The organism is Burkholderia aenigmatica (assembly GCF_902499175.1).
GTDB classification, from domain to species: domain Bacteria; phylum Pseudomonadota; class Gammaproteobacteria; order Burkholderiales; family Burkholderiaceae; genus Burkholderia; species Burkholderia aenigmatica.
On sequence record NZ_CABVQC010000025.1, the window covers coordinates 1 to 17,238 of the forward strand.

Annotated in this window: 15 protein-coding genes; 8 read left to right on the forward strand and 7 right to left on the reverse strand. The window is 63.5% G+C overall.

Translation table 11 applies throughout. The annotated features are described in order from the left end of the window. The first annotated feature begins 683 nt into the window (after window positions 1-683). Together parA and BDO18943_RS18860 are read left to right on the forward strand one after the other, a co-directional pair. Window positions 684-1,346: a ParA family partition ATPase gene (parA, locus tag BDO18943_RS18855; RefSeq protein WP_043186252.1), complete on the forward strand. Its 663-nt coding sequence runs from the start codon at window positions 684-686 to the stop codon at window positions 1,344-1,346. A 23-nt stretch (window positions 1,347-1,369) separates the two neighbouring features. After that, window positions 1,370-2,431 (forward strand): ParB/RepB/Spo0J family partition protein, encoded by a 1,062-nt coding sequence (locus BDO18943_RS18860; RefSeq protein ID WP_175023557.1) that lies wholly within the window; start codon window positions 1,370-1,372, stop codon window positions 2,429-2,431. A gap of 90 nt (window positions 2,432-2,521) precedes the next feature. Here BDO18943_RS18860 and BDO18943_RS18865 read toward each other — a convergent pair whose 3' ends face one another. Continuing rightward, window positions 2,522-3,889, reverse strand: a complete 1,368-nt coding sequence (locus BDO18943_RS18865) for a replication initiation protein (RefSeq protein WP_043186245.1) — start codon at window positions 3,887-3,889, stop codon at window positions 2,522-2,524. A gap of 1,821 nt (window positions 3,890-5,710) precedes the next feature. Between BDO18943_RS18865 and BDO18943_RS18870 the strand changes: the two genes are divergently transcribed. Next, entirely contained in the window at window positions 5,711-6,892 is a 1,182-nt protein-coding gene (locus BDO18943_RS18870; RefSeq protein ID WP_175023558.1) for a DNA-binding protein, read from the forward strand. Window positions 6,893-7,028: 136 nt separating this feature from the next. Here the strand turns inward: BDO18943_RS18870 and BDO18943_RS18875 are convergent, their stop codons facing one another. The 3 genes from BDO18943_RS18875 to BDO18943_RS18885 all read right to left on the reverse strand — a co-directional run bounded on the left by BDO18943_RS18875 (window position 7,029) and on the right by BDO18943_RS18885 (window position 9,281). Further along, window positions 7,029-8,048: a tyrosine-type recombinase/integrase gene (locus BDO18943_RS18875; protein ID WP_175023559.1), complete on the reverse strand. Its 1,020-nt coding sequence runs from the start codon at window positions 8,046-8,048 to the stop codon at window positions 7,029-7,031. 103 nt (window positions 8,049-8,151) lie between these two features. Then, window positions 8,152-8,529, reverse strand: coding sequence for a DUF2471 family protein (locus BDO18943_RS18880; protein ID WP_175023560.1), 378 nt, complete (start codon window positions 8,527-8,529; stop codon window positions 8,152-8,154). Between the two features lie 140 nt (window positions 8,530-8,669). Continuing rightward, window positions 8,670-9,281: a helix-turn-helix domain-containing protein gene (locus BDO18943_RS18885; protein WP_175023561.1), complete on the reverse strand. Its 612-nt coding sequence runs from the start codon at window positions 9,279-9,281 to the stop codon at window positions 8,670-8,672. 161 nt (window positions 9,282-9,442) lie between these two features. Between BDO18943_RS18885 and BDO18943_RS18890 the strand changes: the two genes are divergently transcribed. Both BDO18943_RS18890 and tdh read left to right on the forward strand, forming a co-directional pair. Then, window positions 9,443-10,642 (forward strand): glycine C-acetyltransferase, encoded by a 1,200-nt coding sequence (locus BDO18943_RS18890; RefSeq protein WP_175023562.1) that lies wholly within the window; start codon window positions 9,443-9,445, stop codon window positions 10,640-10,642. A 13-nt stretch (window positions 10,643-10,655) separates the two neighbouring features. After that, window positions 10,656-11,684, forward strand: a complete 1,029-nt coding sequence (gene tdh / locus BDO18943_RS18895; RefSeq protein WP_011356765.1) for an L-threonine 3-dehydrogenase — start codon at window positions 10,656-10,658, stop codon at window positions 11,682-11,684. A gap of 385 nt (window positions 11,685-12,069) precedes the next feature. Here tdh and BDO18943_RS18900 read toward each other — a convergent pair whose 3' ends face one another. Beyond that, window positions 12,070-12,486, reverse strand: coding sequence for a hypothetical protein (locus tag BDO18943_RS18900; RefSeq protein WP_175023563.1), 417 nt, complete (start codon window positions 12,484-12,486; stop codon window positions 12,070-12,072). Next, complete coding sequence (locus tag BDO18943_RS18905; RefSeq protein ID WP_175023564.1) at window positions 12,483-13,121, reverse strand: GNAT family N-acetyltransferase; 639 nt, start codon at window positions 13,119-13,121, stop codon at window positions 12,483-12,485. The genes BDO18943_RS18900 and BDO18943_RS18905 overlap by 4 nt, the downstream gene beginning before the upstream one ends. 182 nt (window positions 13,122-13,303) lie before the next feature. Between BDO18943_RS18905 and BDO18943_RS18910 the strand changes: the two genes are divergently transcribed. Both BDO18943_RS18910 and BDO18943_RS18915 read left to right on the forward strand, forming a co-directional pair. Next, a complete protein-coding gene (locus tag BDO18943_RS18910) occupies window positions 13,304-13,909 on the forward strand; it encodes a TetR/AcrR family transcriptional regulator (protein ID WP_175023565.1) in 606 nt (201 codons plus the stop codon). A gap of 63 nt (window positions 13,910-13,972) precedes the next feature. Then, window positions 13,973-14,452: a nuclear transport factor 2 family protein gene (locus BDO18943_RS18915; RefSeq protein WP_175023566.1), complete on the forward strand. Its 480-nt coding sequence runs from the start codon at window positions 13,973-13,975 to the stop codon at window positions 14,450-14,452. 498 nt (window positions 14,453-14,950) lie between these two features. On the opposite strand, the gene BDO18943_RS18920 is transcribed toward BDO18943_RS18915, so the two are convergent. After that, complete coding sequence (locus BDO18943_RS18920) at window positions 14,951-16,036, reverse strand: tartrate dehydrogenase (protein WP_175023567.1); 1,086 nt, start codon at window positions 16,034-16,036, stop codon at window positions 14,951-14,953. A 127-nt stretch (window positions 16,037-16,163) separates the two neighbouring features. On the opposite strand from BDO18943_RS18920, the gene BDO18943_RS18925 reads away from it, so the two are divergent. Further along, complete coding sequence (locus BDO18943_RS18925) at window positions 16,164-17,087, forward strand: LysR substrate-binding domain-containing protein (RefSeq protein ID WP_175023669.1); 924 nt, start codon at window positions 16,164-16,166, stop codon at window positions 17,085-17,087. Window positions 17,088-17,238 lie beyond the last annotated feature (151 nt).

The following is a 17,238-nucleotide window of genomic DNA, read 5'->3' on the forward strand; positions in this document are numbered from 1 at the left end:
TGTGCTGCCTGTGTCGGTGTGCTGCCTGTGTCGGTGTGCTGCCTGTGTCGGTGTGCTGCCTGTGTCGGTGTGCTGCCTGTGTCGGTGTGCTGCCCTGCGTCGGTGTGCTGCCCTGCGTCGGTGTGCTGCCTCGCAGGAGATATCACCGCGCACGGGATTCCGGCGCGGTCGAGATGTGATCCCTCGCCGCTCGCCGTCTATCGCTCACGGTTTATGCGCATAAACGTAGCGCCCGGACAGTGCGCCGTACCGACGTATGCGGGTTCAGTGGCACACCTCGACCCTGCGTCCCCCGGCGGGGCGCACCGCTCACAACTCACTCTCTGAAACGCCGGCCTTCCAGCGACACGGCGCGATCGACGGGCTCGGTTTCCGGCGGTTTATGCGCACAAACTTCCCGCCTCTCAGGCAAGACTGTCCTATCGAACGAAAGGGCAGCGCACCGCAATCCTGCAGCAACTCGCTACTCACCCCGACGACGCCATACGTGATGACATCCCCGAGTCACCCATCGACGTTTCACGCATCCGCCACACCATCCCATCGAGCCACCGGTCATCGCCGGTACGTTTATGCGCATAAACCGATAGCCCGAATGGCCAACGCGTAGTTGTCGAACGACAATTTCATTGAAATTCAAATATCGTCCTGTAGAATTCCAACGACCAAAATAGGAGTGAAAATTGGCCGCGGAAATCATTGCAGTCACTCAACAGAAAGGTGGCGTCGGCAAAAGCACGATTGCCATGCACCTCGGTGCCGCGTTCCATGAAAAAGGGAAGCGCATCCTCGTCATTGACGCAGACCGTCAAAACACACTGGTTCACTGGTCGAGCGCATCCGGCGACAGCGAAACCGGCATTCCGTTTCCGGTCGTCAACCTGGCCGAAGCCGATGGCCAGATCCATCGCGAGATCAAGAAGTTCATCAACGACTACGACATCATCGTCGTGGACTGCCCGCCGTCGATCACCGAGAAAGTATCGGGCGTCGTCCTGCTGGCCGCATCGATTGCCGTGATTCCGACGTCGTCGTCGCCGGCCGATTACTGGTCGAGCGTCGGGCTGGTCAAACTGATCCAGCAGGCGCAGGTCATGAACGAAGACCTCCGCGCCGTCTTCCTGCTGAACAAGACCGAAGAGAAGCGCATGTTGACCCGCGAGCTCAAGCGCGCGCTCGAGGAACTCGGCTTCCCGTTGCTGAAAACGCAAATCCCGACCCGGGAAGCGTACAAGCAGGCGATGGCGCTCGGTCAGACCGTGCTGCAGATGAACGATCGCGGCGGCAAGCTGGCCGCCGCAGAAATTCGCGCATGCGCCGACGAAATCGTCGCCATGCTGCCCTGACTTTATGCGCACAAAGGAGTCACATGAAACCCTCCCAATTTGCCAAAGGATTCCAAGCGCGCCCGGATATCACGACGAGCGAGAAGCGCACGGCGCTCGATCGACTCAATGCGATCGACGGCATCGTCAAGTCCGAGGCGCCCACCCCGGCGCCGACCAAATCCGCGAAGAAAGACATCGCGCCGCCGCCCGCGCCCGAGCTCACGCTCGATCCGTCGATCGATGAAACGGCGCAATATCGCGCGTGGCGCCTCGAGAATCGCTATGCGCCGGGGCAGGTGATCGAGCTGTCACTGAAGGCGATCAAGCATAGCCCGTTCAATCCGCGTCACTTCTATCTGAAATCGTCGATTGCCGAACTCGCGGTCAACCTCGCGAAGCAAGGGCAGCAGCAGGCGATCCACGTGATTCCGGATTACGACAACCCGGGCACGTACTTCGTCAGCGATGGCGGCCGCCGCGTGCGGGCACTGAAGGAAGCGAACAAGGAATCGGTCAAGGCGATCGTGATCGACGTGCCGATCGGCATCCAGAGCTACAAGCTTGGCTACGATCTCAACGTCCAGCGCGATTCGCAGACGGTGTTCGACAACGCCGTCGTGTGGCGCCGCTTCCTCGACGACAAGCATTTCCAGAGCCAGAAGGAACTCTCCGAGCACCTCGGCCTCGACGAGTCGACGGTGGCCGTCGCGCTGTCGATCGGCAAGCTGCCGGAAGCGATCATGCAGGAAATGGTTGCGCGCCCCGATCGCTTCGGTTCGAACATGGCGTATCAGGTCGGCCGCTATCACAACGCGCGCGGCACCGAGGCCACGCTGCGGCTGATCAACAAGATCGTGTCGGACGATCTCAGCACGCGCCAGGTGTCGGACATCGTCAAGGGCCGCGTCGCGGCACAGGAAACGCCGAAGGCTGCGGGCCGTCAACGCTATGCGCAGCGTCTCGAGATCAAGCTCGGCGGCAAGTCGGTCGGCGACCTGAAGTCGTATGGGGAAGATCGCATCGAATTGCGCCTGCGCGGTCTCCCGAAGGACAAGCGCGACGCGATCCTCGAGCAACTCGAGCGGATGCTGTTGTCGGAGTGACAGAAACGGCCGGCAGGGCCCGGTGAGGACGCCGGGCCCGCCAACCAAGGGCGGGGCCGGCGGCGGCCCGTCAGCGGGCCTGAGCGGGCCTCAGGCGGCCCGCGACTGGTTCAGCGTGAACGACAGCAGATCGCCGTCCGTCGGCTCGCCCCAGGTCTTCTGGGCCAGCCAGTCGAAAAAGGCCGTCTCGGCCAGCTTGGAATCGAGGCCGCGCTTGCGCCAGTCATCGCGCAGATGCGTGCCCATCGTCGGCAGCACCTCCGACTCGAACGACTCGCGCGCCACTTCGCGCTCGGCATCGCCCTGCTCTTCGTACAGTACCTTCGCTTCCTTGCGGCGGAACGCCGCGAACTCGCTCAGCAGGCGTGCCTTCAGATCGTCCGGCTGGGCCGCTGCAACCTTCGCAGACGGCGTGCCGGCAGGCAGCGCGTCGACCGACTCGACCGGCGGCGCATAACCCTTCTTCAACGCATCCTTGAACAATGCCGGTGCGCTGCGCACCGGCGGCAGCGTCGTGCTGCGCATCCGCTGCTCGGTCATCTGCAGCGCGGCACGAATGCGATTCTCTTCGCTGTCCGCATAGAGCGTCTGCGCTTCCTTCAGCGGGATCCCGAGCTTCACCATCCGGTCGACCAGCGTGCTGTCGAATACGTTCGGGTGTTCGTCGAGTGCGAGCATCGGCTGCTTGCGCTCGGTCACGCGGAACTGGATCTCCGCCACCCGGCGCCCTTCACGGTGCTCGATCAGCTCGACGAAGATGTTGGTGACCGCGTTGACTTCCGCGATCGCGGGACGCAGATAGTCGCGCTTGAAGTATTTGTACTCGCGCTTCGCCTCGTCGCCGGCTTCCGTGTCGGGCGTACCCGACAGGATCGGCCGCCACCATTCCCACGGCTCGCGCATCGTCAGGTGGCTCGGGTTCGTCAGGTAGCGCACGCAGATTTCGTACAGCGCGAGGCCGGCGCTGCTGCGCAGCTGGCTCTGGAACTGCAGGCTCAGGCGTGCATACTGGACCGGGTCGAGGAGCTTCTTCTTGATCTTCGGTGCGAACGAGAATTCGACCCACACGCGGCGGGTCGCAGGATCCTCGAGAATTTCCGCATCGGCGATCAGCGTCGAGATCCCCCACTTGCGGCCCGGCTTCTGGCTCGACGTCCCCGTGCTCCATTCGACCTGCACCGACACCATTCGGCGCAGGTGTTCCTTCACCAGCGCGGTGTCGTTCGAATCGAAAGCGGAGTTGGCGACGATGTCCGACAGCAGCGCGCGATACGTATCGCCCGAGTCGTCGGCCTGCTGCGCCACAGCCAGCAGGACATTGAACAGCTTGCGAGTGAGGAGCGTGATCTTGCCGCTCTTCGGCTGAATTGCGATCGCCTCGACGGCCTTCCGCAATTCGGCTGAACTGGCACTCACCACATCCACATCGGTTTTCTTGGCGCGCTTCGTCGTGGCCATACGTCGGGTCGGAGGAGAAGTTTTCCGGAAGGATAGCGCCTGCGGTGAAGTGCGTCCAGAACGACATGCTCACCATAGCGGGTGAAGTGCGCGTGCAAAACGGCACTCACCCCAAGCGCTCCCGAAAACCCTCACCGCTCCGGATTTGCAGCGTTCCGGACTCGTCCAGACGTGCTGCGGGATGCGCCGATTCACAGAATTTCACCTGTGCACGATACGTGCGAAATGTGCTCCCGTATCGGCTCACCTTTCGATTTGTCGTAATTTTACGACTGCGCAGCTGTGCGTTCGGCACAGGGTTGCGATCCCACCTCGCCGCGGCTCCCGATCAACCCGCATCGGCCTGTATGCATGTACAGGCGCGACTCATCGGGAGATCGCGATCGGGCTCGGCATCCCGGAAGACACCTGTGAAACCGGCCCGCGCACCCCGATCGGGCCTGCTTTGCCGGCCCGGGCGCGCATTGTACAGTGCACAAACCGTGTCAGGTCCCGAAAATACTCACCTCGAGCACAGTGTGTTCATTCGTCTCGTTGTCGACGAATGCCCGACACGCGCGGGATTCGCTATCAGAGCCTCCCGAAAAGACTCACCTTCCGGAAAAATCGCTGTGCCTTCACAGGCAACGGAATGGCTCCCGAAAAACCTCACCGTAACCGTCGCAGTATCAAAAAACCCAATGCGATCCGATACTTATGCACAGAAGGCATTTAGCTGTGCGCCACCGACCCCCCCCGAAAAGCCTCACCTTTCGACGGAAATCCTTCATACGACAACGCTGTGTCAGCCCCCGAAAAATCTCACCTGTGCCAAAAAGAGGCACAGCAAAAACGAGATTTCTTCCAGTCCTGGCGGGCTTTTCGGCGAATTCGGCAGCTCATGGATCCCGAAAAGCCTCACCTTTGACCATTTTTCGGGCAAATTCCATTCCCGGAAAGACTCACCTGTGGCCCGAATCGCAGCCTGTGATCCAGGCCCCGAAAAATCTCACCTCAACGGGATCCGGGCAGGAAAACCCGGATTTCCCTCCCGAAAAACCTCACCTTTAGGGCATCACAGGCCCCGAAGCGTGCTTTTGCTGTGCAAAATGGCGTTCGTTTCCCGGAAATCCTCACACCAAACCGCCCTGGAGTCCCGTGAAACCTCACCTTTCACAAAAACTGCCTAAAAGATGGTCAGAACCGGGGCGCGAAGAAGGTCCTGCAAATTCTCACCTATGTCTGCACAGGCAGAAAACTGTGCAGTCAGGCACAGCGCGGGTTCTGTGGCTGTGAGGCCCCGAAAAGCCTCACCTTTGGGAAATCTTGTGTTTCACTGTGATCCCGAATCCGCTCACGACCTTTCCTGCAACGGCTCACGCTGGTCCCTGAACCCCATCACGTCAGCTCCCGCAGAAGATCACCTTGGCTCCCGTAAAACTTCACCTTGTCGGCCGGAAAGCCTTGCAGCATAAGGCTGTGCCGTGGCGTTAACGTTTTTAACTAAGGGTTCAAGGGTGTTTACTTCTAATACTCTCAAGACGTCGGCTGACGAGTTTTCCACAGACACACCAACCCCTGAACCCCCACAGGCAATCGGATCCGTGGTCATGTGAAACAAATGCCGAAATTCGGGGTCTGCAGGAAAATGCTTGTGCCACAAGGACTTGGCTGACTTTCTTCGCTTTGTTTCACGGAATCCAGGACCACAGTCGTCCGGATTGGCTCACAGACCCGATTTCTGTGCGAAGCGACGCAAATTCACAACGTCGATCCGAAACAAGTATCAATAATTACGTATTTCGTTATGATTGCCACACTTCAATGTCTGTGAGCGCAGCGATGACCCTGGACGAAATACGCCAAGCCATTCGGGACGAACTGGAATCGCTGCGCGCGAGCGGTGCGCGACGGCAGGAATTGTCTCTTCACGCGTGCAAGCGGTTGTTCTTCGATCTCGGCATCCGGCCGTCGGCTGCGAACGTCCGCGATCTCACCCAAACCGGCAGTGCCAGCGATATCCCGAAAGACATCGACCATTTCTGGGAACGCATCCGTTCAGCGTCCAAAGTCAGGCTCGATGGTGCCGCGATCCCGAAGGCCGTCGAGGAAAAGGCCGGCGCGTTGCTCGGCGCACTGTATGAAGAAGCATTGAAAGCCGCGCGGGACAGTCTCGATGGCGATCGCGAACAGGTTCGCGCCGGTGTTGCCAACGCCGAACAGCGGTTGCGTGACGCAACCGTCCGCCAGGAGACGCTCGAGGGCGCACTCGCGCGGGGCGAAGCAAGAAACGAGCAGTTGCAGGTTCGCGTGACCGAGCTCGAGGTCCAGCTCGCGTCGCAAACGACGCACGGTTCGGCCAGCGAAGCGACGTTGCTCACCACAGTCGCTCGACTGGAAAAGGAACTGGCTGCCGCCGCCGGCCGTGTCGAAGCCGAGCAGGCGCAGAACGCCACGCTGCGCGACCGTATCGATGCGCTGCAAGCCGAACTGCAGCAGCGCACCGAGCACTACGCGCAGCAAATCAAGGACGCGGTGGCCGAAGCCGAGCGCCGCGTCAAGCCGATGCTGGTCGAGCTGGATTCGTTGCGCAGCATGGCGTCGACCTATCAGAGCGGTTTGCGCGACGTTCAGCGCAAGGAATTCGATTTCCTGCAGCAACTGAGTTCGGCCAAGGCGCGCGCCGACCGGCTGGAAGAACAGTTGCGCAGCCAGGGCGACGAACTGGAACGGGCGACGCGCGAGGTGAGTTCGCTGCGCGCGAGCCGCGGCATGAATCCGGAAATCGCGACGCTGATCCGTCGCCTCGCGGATGCCGGGCAATTGGATGCCGAGGCGTTTGCCGCGATTGGCACCTCACTGGATCACGAGACGCCGGTGCCGGCCCATTGCCCACATTGCGACGGCGAGCCGGAACTGTCACATGGTGAAGAGGGTTTTGAAGTGGCCTGCCCCGAGTGCGAACACGCTTCGGGCGCATGGCCGTCCCGATTCGAAGCCGTCGCGCACTTTGCACACAGGTGACGCCAGGATCGGCTGCACGGCACAGGTGAGACGATCCGGGGAGCTTGAGGTGAGGTTTTTCGGGAGCTGTGAAACGGTGAGGCGGCGCCACGCAAGGCTGCTCACGGATCGCTTCGCGTGAGCAGCCGTTTGGCGATCAGTGAGTTTCGTCGCGGTCGGACGCGTCACCGTTGCTGTCGGCCAGACCGTCGCGCCAGTTCTTCCATGCGCGATGCAGGCGGTTCGACGAGATCGGTCGCATGAAGCCCAGCCATTTGCCGACTCGTTCGGGCGGCACGTCGTGTTCGAACAGTTCGGCCGCGTAGGTATTGCGCAGCGTTTGTGGGCTCGCGCGTGCGGTGCGTGACGATGTGAGCCCGGCGGATTCGACGATCGCGTCGATGGCGCGCAGCATCGTCGCCTTGTGCATCGGTCGCCCGGCATGGGATGCCGGGAACACGAGTTCGCCAGGGATTTCCTGGCGCTTGCGCTCGGTGAGCCAGGCTTCGAGCAGGGCGATCGCGAACGATGCCAGGTGCGTTTCGCGTGCGAAATCCGGATGTGTCGACTCGATCTGCAGCGATGTTCCGCTTGTGTTGATGCAACTAATCGTAAGTGCGCGAGCTTCGCCGGTTTTAATGCCGGCACCGAGAAATGCGGCGACGAGCGCGCGGTCGCGCCGCTCCTTCCAGTACGCGGAACCGGATACGCCGATCGGCGAAAACAGGTAAGTGAGCAACGTCGCGCGCTCGGCTGGCGTGAGGAAACCGGTAGGTTCGTTGTCGCGTGCCTTGCGCCAGTTCGCTTCGCCATCCTGAGCAATGAACCGGGCCGGGTTGGTCGATGCATATTCGGTGCGCCGGATGTGATCGAGCACGCGCTCGATCAGCCGCAAATAGCGCATTCGCTGGGTTTTCCGGATCGGCAGTTCGCCGACGAAGTTCGCGATGGTTGCAGTATCGACGGTTGCCAGATTCTTCTGGTGCGCGCGCATCCATGTGAGAAACGCGCCCCATTGCGCGCGATAGACATCGGCTGACGAGCGACGATAGTCCTGCATGGCGAGCCATGCATCGAATGCGGCTTCGGGCGAGATGATCCAGTCGGATGCGCCGCGGTCGAACAGATCCGTTTCTTCCGGGCGTGCTGGGGTGTCGGGAGAGGCGGGAAGGGACATGTGATTTATTCCGTTAGTTGCGTATATGTTAGCCCTTTCCGCAACGTCTCGGGCTGCAAGAGGCTGGACAAGGTCGCGACGCGTGGCGGCCCGTGGCGGACGGTCAGTCGCCCCATGCCTTGGACGGACGGTGAGCGCGCTCGCGAGGCGCCTTGTCATGCGGTGTTGCCGCTGCTTCGTACGCGAGAACCGCGAACGAAAAAACGGCAGGCAGCGCATTCGAGCGCCCGAAGTCGATCGGATCGTCCGTTTCGGGAAATGTCATGTCCAATTGCCGTTCGAACAATTGACGCATGCCGGCCTCGTGCCGGCTGGCAAAGCCGAGATCGGCGAGTGCTTCGGCCTCGATGGCGTGCAGCAGGCGCCACGTCAGCGGGACGCGTTGGTGGATGTAGCGCCCGGCGATATGCCGGACGATCAGCTCGAGGTCGTGCGCGGCAGCCTTGAAGCTGAGCGCGGCCAAATCTTGTTCTTCTGTCATTGCAGGCTCCTGTCGACCGGGCGGGCGCCTCGGTGCGCCAGCTCCGGCCCATGCATGGCGGAATGTCCGTATACTGTACAAACATACAGTGTTTTCCGCAACCGGCCTGCAATTGGCCCTTTGGCCAGCTATCCGCGCCGTCAGCGATGTATCACGATCAGCAATGCCCGCGCCTCGGCCTTGCCGGGATTGCGGATCGCGTGCGGCTCGTCGGCCGGGTAACGCGCGGTGTCGCCTGCTTTCAGGCGCCGGCTGGCCGCCGCGGCTTCGATTTCCATCGCGCCCTGCAGCACGGTGAGGTGCTCGCGCGTGCCGGGCTCGTGGGCGTTCGATATCAGCGCGCCACCGCTCGGCAGCGTCAGTTCGTACCACTCGAACTTGCCGGCGAGGTCGATCGGGCCCCACACGCGCAACTGGTAGCGGCCGTCATGGCCGGCGAGCGTCGGGATGTCGTGCGGGCCGTCCACGCGAATGGTCTCGGGCGCCTTCGGCTGCGAGAACAGCTCGTCGAGCGTGATGCCGAGCGCGTTCGTCAGCCGCCACGCAACGGCGATCGTCGGGTTGGCCTTGTCGCGCTCGATCTCGGAGAGCATCGATTTCGATACACCGGCCGCGCGCGACAGGTCGTCGAGCGTCAGCTTGCGTTCGTTACGCAGCCGCTGGATCTGCTCGCCGACACGCGGCGGCGTTGCGGCCGGCGGTTGCGGTGCGGCGCTGGCAGGCGTGCGCCGCGAACCGGAGGAACTTGCCATTTGGATTCCGTTCGCTTAGAGTTGTTCGATATTTCGAATTCTAGTTCGGAATATCGGATAAATGCGGTCAACCGAACGACCGACTATAACAGTAGCAGGCCGTTGCGCCGCCGCCACGAGTGGCGCGTTGCGGAATGCGAAACCCTGTCAGGAGCTTTGCGATGCGTGATGCCTTTCTCGCCCAGGTGCGCGGGACGCTGGACCAGATCCGCGCGGACGGTTTTTACAAGACCGAGCGCGAGATCGCGAGTCCCCAGGCGGCGGACGTGCGGCTCGCCGGTGGTGCCGGCGTGCTCAATTTCTGCGCGAACAACTATCTGGGTCTGGCGAACGATTCGCGCCTGATCGATGCGGCAAAGGCCGGCCTCGACCAGGACGGCTTCGGCATGGCATCGGTACGCTTCATCTGCGGCACGCAAACCGTGCACAAGCAACTGGAAAGCGCGCTGGCCGCATTTCTCGGCACCGAGGACAGCATCCTCTATTCGAGCTGCTTCGACGCGAACGGCGGGCTGTTCGAGACACTGCTCGACGAGAACGACGCGGTGATCAGCGACGAGCTGAACCACGCGAGCATCATCGACGGCGTTCGCCTCTGCAAGGCGAAGCGCTTCCGCTACAAGAACAACGACCTGGCCGACCTCGAGGCGAAGCTCAAGGAAGCCGACGCAGCGGGCGCGCGCCACAAGCTGATCGCGACCGACGGCGTGTTCTCGATGGACGGCATCATTGCCGACCTCAAAGGCATCTGCGATCTCGCCGATCGCTACGGCGCGATCGTGATGGTCGACGATTCGCACGCGGTCGGCTTCATCGGCACCCACGGCCGCGGCACGCCCGAGCACTGCGGCGTCGAAGGTCGTGTCGACATCATCACGGGCACGCTCGGCAAGGCGCTCGGCGGCGCATCGGGCGGCTATGCCGCCGCGCGTCGCGAGGTCATCGAACTGCTGCGCCAGCGCTCGCGCCCGTACCTGTTTTCGAACACGCTCACGCCGAGCATCGCCGCGGCATCGCTGAAGGTGCTGGAACTGCTCGGCAGCGACGAAGGCGCGAAGCTGCGCGAGCGCGTGCGCGAAAACGGCGCACGGTTCCGCCAGCAGATGACCGAAGCGGGCTTCACGCTGGTGCCGGGCGCGCATCCGATCATCCCGGTGATGCTCGGCGACGCGCAGCTCGCGACGAACATGGCCGACAAGCTGCTCGACGAAGGCGTCTACGTGATCGGCTTCTCGTTCCCCGTCGTGCCGCGTGGCCGTGCGCGCATCCGTACGCAGATGAGCGCCGCGCATACGCCCGAGCAGATCGACCGGACGGTCGCCGCGTTCGTGCGCGTCGGCAAGTCGCTCGGCATCATCTGACGGAGGCGCGATCATGAAAGCACTGGCAAAGCTCGAACGCGGTCCCGGCCTCACGCTCACGCGCGTGAAGCGTCCCGAAGTCGGCCACAACGACGTGCTGATCAAGATCCGCCGCACGGCGATCTGCGGCACCGACATCCATATCTGGAAGTGGGACGACTGGGCGCAGAAGACGATTCCCGTGCCGATGCACGTCGGTCACGAATATGTCGGCGAGATCGTCGAGATGGGGCAGGAAGTGCGCGGCTTCGCGATCGGCGATCGCGTGTCCGGCGAAGGCCACATCACTTGCGGCTTCTGCCGCAACTGTCGCGCGGGGCGCCGGCATCTGTGCCGCAACACGGTCGGCGTCGGCGTGAACCGCGAAGGCGCGTTCGCCGAGTATCTGGCGATTCCGGCGTTCAACGCATTCAAGATTCCGCCGGAGATCTCCGACGATCTCGCGTCGATCTTCGATCCGTTCGGCAACGCGACGCACACGGCGCTGTCGTTCAACCTCGTCGGCGAAGACGTGCTGATCACCGGCGCGGGCCCGATCGGCATCATGGCCGTCGCGATCGCGAAGCACGTCGGCGCGCGCAACGTCGTGATCACCGACATCAACGACTACCGGCTGGAGCTCGCACGCAAGATGGGCGCGACGCGCGCGGTCAACGTTGCACGCGAGTCGCTGCGCGACGTGATGTCCGACCTGCACATGACCGAAGGCTTCGACGTCGGCCTCGAAATGTCCGGTGTGCCGAGTGCGTTCACGAGCATGCTCGAGGCGATGAACCACGGCGGCAAGGTCGCGCTGCTCGGCATTCCGCCCGCACAGACGGCGATCGACTGGAATCAGGTGATCTTCAAGGGGCTCGAGATCAAGGGCATCTACGGCCGCGAGATGTTCGAGACCTGGTACAAGATGGTCGCGATGCTGCAGAGCGGCCTCGACCTGTCGCCGATCATCACGCATCGTTTTGCGGCCGACGATTACGAGAAAGGCTTCGCCGCGATGTTGTCTGGCGAAAGCGGCAAGGTGATTCTCGACTGGACGGCCTGAGCGCCGCAGGGGCAGTGCGGCGTGTTCGCCGCCTGCCCCGTTTTTGTTTCACGTCTGCGTTTTCCAGATCGAAACGCGCGAATCTCGGCTCAAGGTGAGATTATTCGGGAGCTGTGTTTGCGCACCGAATCGCGGCGCGAACGCACATCGGTGACCTGCAATCGCACGTTCACTTCACCTGTCGACGGTCGCGTCGCTTCCCGCCATCCCGCCGTTCGGCACCTGCTCCCCTCTTCCGAGCACTTCCCTCTTGGCTTGCCGCGTGATCGTTCGTTACCCCCCGCGTGCCGAACCGCGCCATCAACCGTGAGCCTTCACGCCGCGTTGCGACTCACTCAAGCGCGAAGCGATCGCCATCAATCGACGTCGATCGGTGCGCAGGCTGCTACTTGATCCGTTCACCATTCAACCCTCGCGGGTCGAGCTGAAGACTCAACACGACGAGCCAGCGCTTCGGGCACTGCGGCGCAACGTCGACCGGGTCGCCGTGCGCGCCGGGAGCGGTGACGAACCCGTGTTGCGCCGCGTATTGATACGCGCGCAACGCGTCCGCCTGCAGCCAGAAGCTGACGAGCGCGCACGTCACGAAGCGGAACAGCAGCACCGTCGCGGCATCGGGCGCGAAACCGGTCATGACCAGCAGGCTCTCGAACGCGAACGCCAGCGCTTGCGCGACCGCGATCGTGAGAATTGTCAGCTTCAACACCCCGCGCAGCCGCCGCGCCGCGCGCACGCGTGCCTGCCGGACGGTGAGTGGGGTGCGATCGTCGCCGCCTTCGCGCTTCGGCGCATCGTGTTTCATGACGCCGCACCGACGTGCCGCGCGACCTCGATCTGCGTCGTATCGCCGGCCACGATGCGACTGTCCGCGATGCTGACGGATTTGCACAGGATCGTGCTGTCGTAGTTGTGTCCCGGAAAGCGCATCACGTCGACCGGTCGAAATCCTTCGCGGCGATAGAAATCGATGAGCCGGATCGCCGCGTATGGCGCGTCGAGTGCGAGGTGCGTCGCGCCGCGCGCGGCGGCCCGCCGTTGCGCGAATGCGAGCAGCGCACGGCCGATGCCGTGATCCTGCCAGACGGGATCGACGGCCAGTTGGCCGAGCGTCGCGACGTGCCGGCTGCGGTACGGATCGCAGCGGGAATCGGGATCGTGCGAACGCATCGTCATCGTCGCGACCAGGTGTGCATTGCCGAGCGCGACGAAGCACTCGCCGGTGAGCACGCGTTCGCGCGTCGCCGAGGCCGGCTGATCGACGCACGGGCAGTTGAAACCCAACGCACCGAGCGGTGCGAAGGCGCGATGCAGCAGCGCGGTCAACGTGTCGTACGAATCGTTGCGCGGATCGAAGCGCCGCACGACGACGCGGCCATCGAGCCGCTTGGCATAAGCCGCATAGGCACGCGCGGGGCGCGCGGTTTCCGGTCGCTGCATGATGTCCTTTCGCCCAGACAGGGTGACCGAAGTGTAGTGAGCGTCGCGTATCCGCTTCAAGAAAAAATGTCGTAAACGCGGCGGGCCGCGGCGCACAGCCATGAAGCGATTCAGCCCTCTCGTCGACAGGGCTTTTGCATGCGGGTGTTGACGATGGAGAACGATCGTTCTACCGTAAACCCATGAACACACCTCACGACTCCTCCGGCGAACCGGGCGTTCGCGACCGCCTGCTCGATGCGGCCGAAGCGTTGATCTATTCGGGCGGCATCCATGCGACGGGCGTCGATGCGATCGTCAAGCGATCCGGCGCGGCTCGAAAGAGCTTTTATTCGCATTTCGAATCGAAAGAAGCGCTGGTCGTGGCCGCGCTCGAACGTCGCGACGAGCGCTGGATGCGCTGGTTCGTCGATGCAACGCTGGCGCGCGGTAAGGCGCCGCGCGTGCAGTTGCTCGGCATGTTCGACGTGCTGCGCGACTGGTTCGGGCAGCCCGACTTTCATGGCTGTGCGTTCCTGAACGCGTCGGGCGAGATTCCCGATGCCGACGATCCCGTGCGGGTCGTCGCGCGTGCACACAAGGCGCGCCTGCTGGCATTCGTGCGTGAGCGGTTCGATGCGTATGCCGACGAAACGGGCCTCGAGCGTCGCGGGCTCGCGCGCCTGGCGCGCCAGTGGCTCGTGCTGATCGACGGCGCGATCGGCGTGGCGCTCGTGACCGGCGATGCGAGCGCCGCGCGCGATGCGCGCGCAACGGCCGAATTGTTGCTCGACGCGGTGTCACGGTAGTCGAAGCCGCGAATCCGAACCGGCCGCGGGCGTCCGTGGCCATCACCTGAACAGGAGCACCCCATGTCCGCTTCCCCCGAAGTCCGTCCGCCCGTTCCGCCGTTCACGCTCGAAACGGCGCGCCAGAAGGTGCGCGCCGCCGAGGACGCGTGGAACACGCGCGACCCGCAGCGCGTGTCGCTCGCCTATACGCCGCAAAGCCGATGGCGCAACCGTGCGGAATTCGTGACCGGCCGCGACGAGATCGTCGGGCTGCTGCAGCGCAAGTGGACGCGCGAGCTCGACTACCGGCTGATCAAGGAGCTGTGGGCATTCGGCGGCAATCGCATCGCGGTGCGCTTCGCATACGAATGGCACGACGACGCCGGCAACTGGTTCCGCTCGTACGGCAATGAAAACTGGGAATTCGACGAAAACGGCCTGATGGCGCATCGCCACGCGAGCATCAACGACCTGCCGATCCGCGAGCAAGATCGTCTCTATCGCTGGCCGCTCGGCCGTCGTCCGGACGATCATCCGGGGTTGTCCGATCTCGGGCTGTGACGGGCGCGTCGACTCGACGGATCGGCGCGTACATCACCGGGTTTCAAGGGTGAGGAAATTCGGGAGTCGATGCGCTGAAGGTGAGATTTTTCGGGACGAGGTGAAATGTCGCGTCGGACTGTGTGCTTCAAGCCGTTCGACGCGGCATCGTCCCGGGCAACGCGGACAGGTCGCACACGTCGCCAGCGTGTGAAGCGCGTATTGGCATGCAACGGTGTGCTTCACCGCGTGATGCATCTCACCGATCGAACATCGCACAGGGTCAGGAGTGGGTTGGCGATCGGTGTGTCCGCGCATGATGTGCAACTCACCGATCGCGTTCGTGCCGGCAACGGACAGTGCAAACCGTGCGCATTGCGGCGTGACGTTGCTCACCGCTCGATTTCATTGCGCACGAATCGGAATCCCTACGAGTGCGCAAACGCATTGCGTGTTGCTCACCGCACGCCGACTCGCGCAGTCACCGCCCGGCGCGTCCGATCACGCCGGGCGTGATCGTCAGCCCGCGATCCGCGCGGCGATCGCTTCGCCCACTTCCTGCGTTCCCGCGTTGCCGCCAAGATCGCGCGTATGCGGCCCCGTGCGCAACACGTCCTCGATTGCGGCGACGATCGCATCGTGCGCTTCGCGTTCGCGACCCGCGCCGTTGCCGAGGAAGTCGAGCATCAGGGCCGCCGACCAGATCATCGCGACCGGGTTCGCGATGAACTGCCCCGCGATGTCGGGCGCGGAGCCGTGCACGGGTTCGAACAGCGACGGAAATGTGCGGTCGGGGTTCAGGTTCGCGGACGGCGCGATACCGATCGTGCCCGTACAGGCCGGCCCGAGATCCGACAGGATGTCGCCGAACAGGTTCGATGCAACGACGACGTCGAAGCGGTCCGGCTGCAGCACGAAGCGTGCACACAGGATGTCGATGTGCTGCTTGTCGACGGCGATGTCGGGATAGCGTTCCGCCATCTCGGCCGTGCGCGCGTCCCACCACGGCATGCTGATCGCGATGCCGTTGCTCTTCGTCGCGACGGTGAGGCGCTTCGCGCGCCGCTGCGCGAGTTCGAACGCGAATTTCAGCACGCGCTCGGTGCCGTGACGCGTGAAGATCGACTGCTGCATCACGATCTCGCGATCGGTGCCTTCGAACATTGTGCCGCCGACCGACGAATATTCGCCCTCGGTGTTCTCGCGCACGATCATGAAGTCGATGTCGCCCGCGCGGCGGCCGGCGAGCGGCGACGGCACGCCTTCGAACAGGCGCGCGGGCCGCAGGTTGATGTACTGGTCGAACTCGCGGCGGAATTTCAGCAGCGAGCCCCACAGCGAAATGTGATCGGGCACGGTCGCGGGCCAGCCGACCGCGCCGAACAGGATCGCGTCCATGCCCGACAACTGCGCCTTCCAGTCGTCCGGCATCATCTTGCCGTGCTGCGCGTAGTAGTCGCAGCTCGCCCAGTCGATCTCGACAAAGTCGAAGCGCACGCCGAAGCGTGCGGTCACGGCATCGAGTGCGCGCAGGCCCTCGGGCATCACTTCACGGCCGATGCCGTCCCCGGGAATGACGGCGATCCGGTAAGTCCTGTCGTTCATGCGAGTGCTCCTCCTTCATCGTGGGTCGGGCCGCTGCCGGTGTGACGCGCAGCGGATCATGGCGCCATTCTATTTATTTCCATCCGGATTAAAATCGCGCGAAAGGTTAATCGACTTTCCACGAATCGTGAATAAATCGCCGAATCTCGACGACCTGCGCGTGTTCAGCCTGGTCGTCCGCCTGACCAGCTTCAGCGCGGCCGCCGAGCAGCTCGCGGTGTCGCCCGCCTATGTCAGCAAGCGCATCGCGTTGCTCGAGGCGCAGTTGGGCACGCGCCTGCTGCATCGCTCGACGCGCCGCGTGACGGTCACGGAAGCCGGTGAACGCGTGTACGCGCGCGCCGAGAAGATTCTCGACGACGTCGATCATCTCGTCGAGGACGTGTCGACCACGCGCACGGTGCCGCGCGGCACGCTGCGCATTTCGAGCAGCTTCGGCTTCGGTCGGCATATCGTCGCGCCGGCGCTGCTCGACTTCACTGCGCGCTATCCGCAGTTGAACGTGCGGCTCGATCTGTTCGACCGGCTCGTCGATGTCGCGGGCGAAGGCTACGACCTCGACGTGCGCATCGGCGACGAAATCGCCGATCACCTGATCGCGCGCCGCCTCGCCGCGAACTACCGCGTGCTGTGCGCATCGCCTGACTATCTCGCACGGCGCGGGGCACCGCGTTCGCTCGCGGATCTCGCGTCGCACGACTGTCTTGCCATCAAGGAGCGCGATCACCCGTTCGGCGTGTGGCGGCTGAGCGTGCGCGGCGAAACGGCAACGGTGAAGGTCGGCGGGACGCTGTCGACGAACCATGGCGAGGTGGCCGTGCAATGGGCGCTGGCTGGGCGCGGCATCGTGTTGCGCTCGATCTGGGAAGCCGGGCCGCTGATCGAACGCGGTGCGCTGTGTCGTGTGCTGCCGGACGCAATCCAGCCCGCGAACATCTGGGCCGTGTATCCGGAACGCGTCGCGGCATCGGCGAAAGTGCGCGTATGCGTGGATTTTCTGGCGGAGACGCTGGCCGGCTTGACTGCCGCAGCGGGTGACGAGATCGCCTGAAATCGGCGAAAGGTGAGCTTTTACGGGGGGATGTGCCGAACATCGGCAGGCGCCCGTTTCCGGCTCGCAATCGCGTCGCGAGCCGGTGGCGTGCAGCAGGCACCGACGCATCGGCGGCCGTGATGTGCCGGGCCGGCCGACGATGGTGCCC

Excerpts from the sequence above, each read along its gene's own strand:
- BDO18943_RS18915 (WP_175023566.1), top strand. The coding sequence starts at position 13,973 with ATGTCCGCTTCCCCCGAAGTCCGTCCGCCCGTTCCGCCGTTCACGCTC.
- BDO18943_RS18900 (WP_175023563.1), bottom strand. The coding sequence starts at position 12,486 with ATGAAACACGATGCGCCGAAGCGCGAAGGCGGCGACGATCGCACCCCA.
- BDO18943_RS18890 (WP_175023562.1), top strand. The coding sequence starts at position 9,443 with ATGCGTGATGCCTTTCTCGCCCAGGTGCGCGGGACGCTGGACCAGATC.
- BDO18943_RS18860 (WP_175023557.1), top strand. The coding sequence starts at position 1,370 with ATGAAACCCTCCCAATTTGCCAAAGGATTCCAAGCGCGCCCGGATATC.
- BDO18943_RS18920 (WP_175023567.1), bottom strand. The coding sequence starts at position 16,036 with ATGAACGACAGGACTTACCGGATCGCCGTCATTCCCGGGGACGGCATC.
- BDO18943_RS18870 (WP_175023558.1), top strand. The coding sequence starts at position 5,711 with ATGACCCTGGACGAAATACGCCAAGCCATTCGGGACGAACTGGAATCG.
- BDO18943_RS18885 (WP_175023561.1), bottom strand. The coding sequence starts at position 9,281 with ATGGCAAGTTCCTCCGGTTCGCGGCGCACGCCTGCCAGCGCCGCACCG.
- BDO18943_RS18880 (WP_175023560.1), bottom strand. The coding sequence starts at position 8,529 with ATGACAGAAGAACAAGATTTGGCCGCGCTCAGCTTCAAGGCTGCCGCG.
- BDO18943_RS18910 (WP_175023565.1), top strand. The coding sequence starts at position 13,304 with ATGAACACACCTCACGACTCCTCCGGCGAACCGGGCGTTCGCGACCGC.
- BDO18943_RS18865 (WP_043186245.1), bottom strand. The coding sequence starts at position 3,889 with ATGGCCACGACGAAGCGCGCCAAGAAAACCGATGTGGATGTGGTGAGT.
- tdh (WP_011356765.1), top strand. The coding sequence starts at position 10,656 with ATGAAAGCACTGGCAAAGCTCGAACGCGGTCCCGGCCTCACGCTCACG.
- BDO18943_RS18875 (WP_175023559.1), bottom strand. The coding sequence starts at position 8,048 with ATGTCCCTTCCCGCCTCTCCCGACACCCCAGCACGCCCGGAAGAAACG.
- BDO18943_RS18905 (WP_175023564.1), bottom strand. The coding sequence starts at position 13,121 with ATGCAGCGACCGGAAACCGCGCGCCCCGCGCGTGCCTATGCGGCTTAT.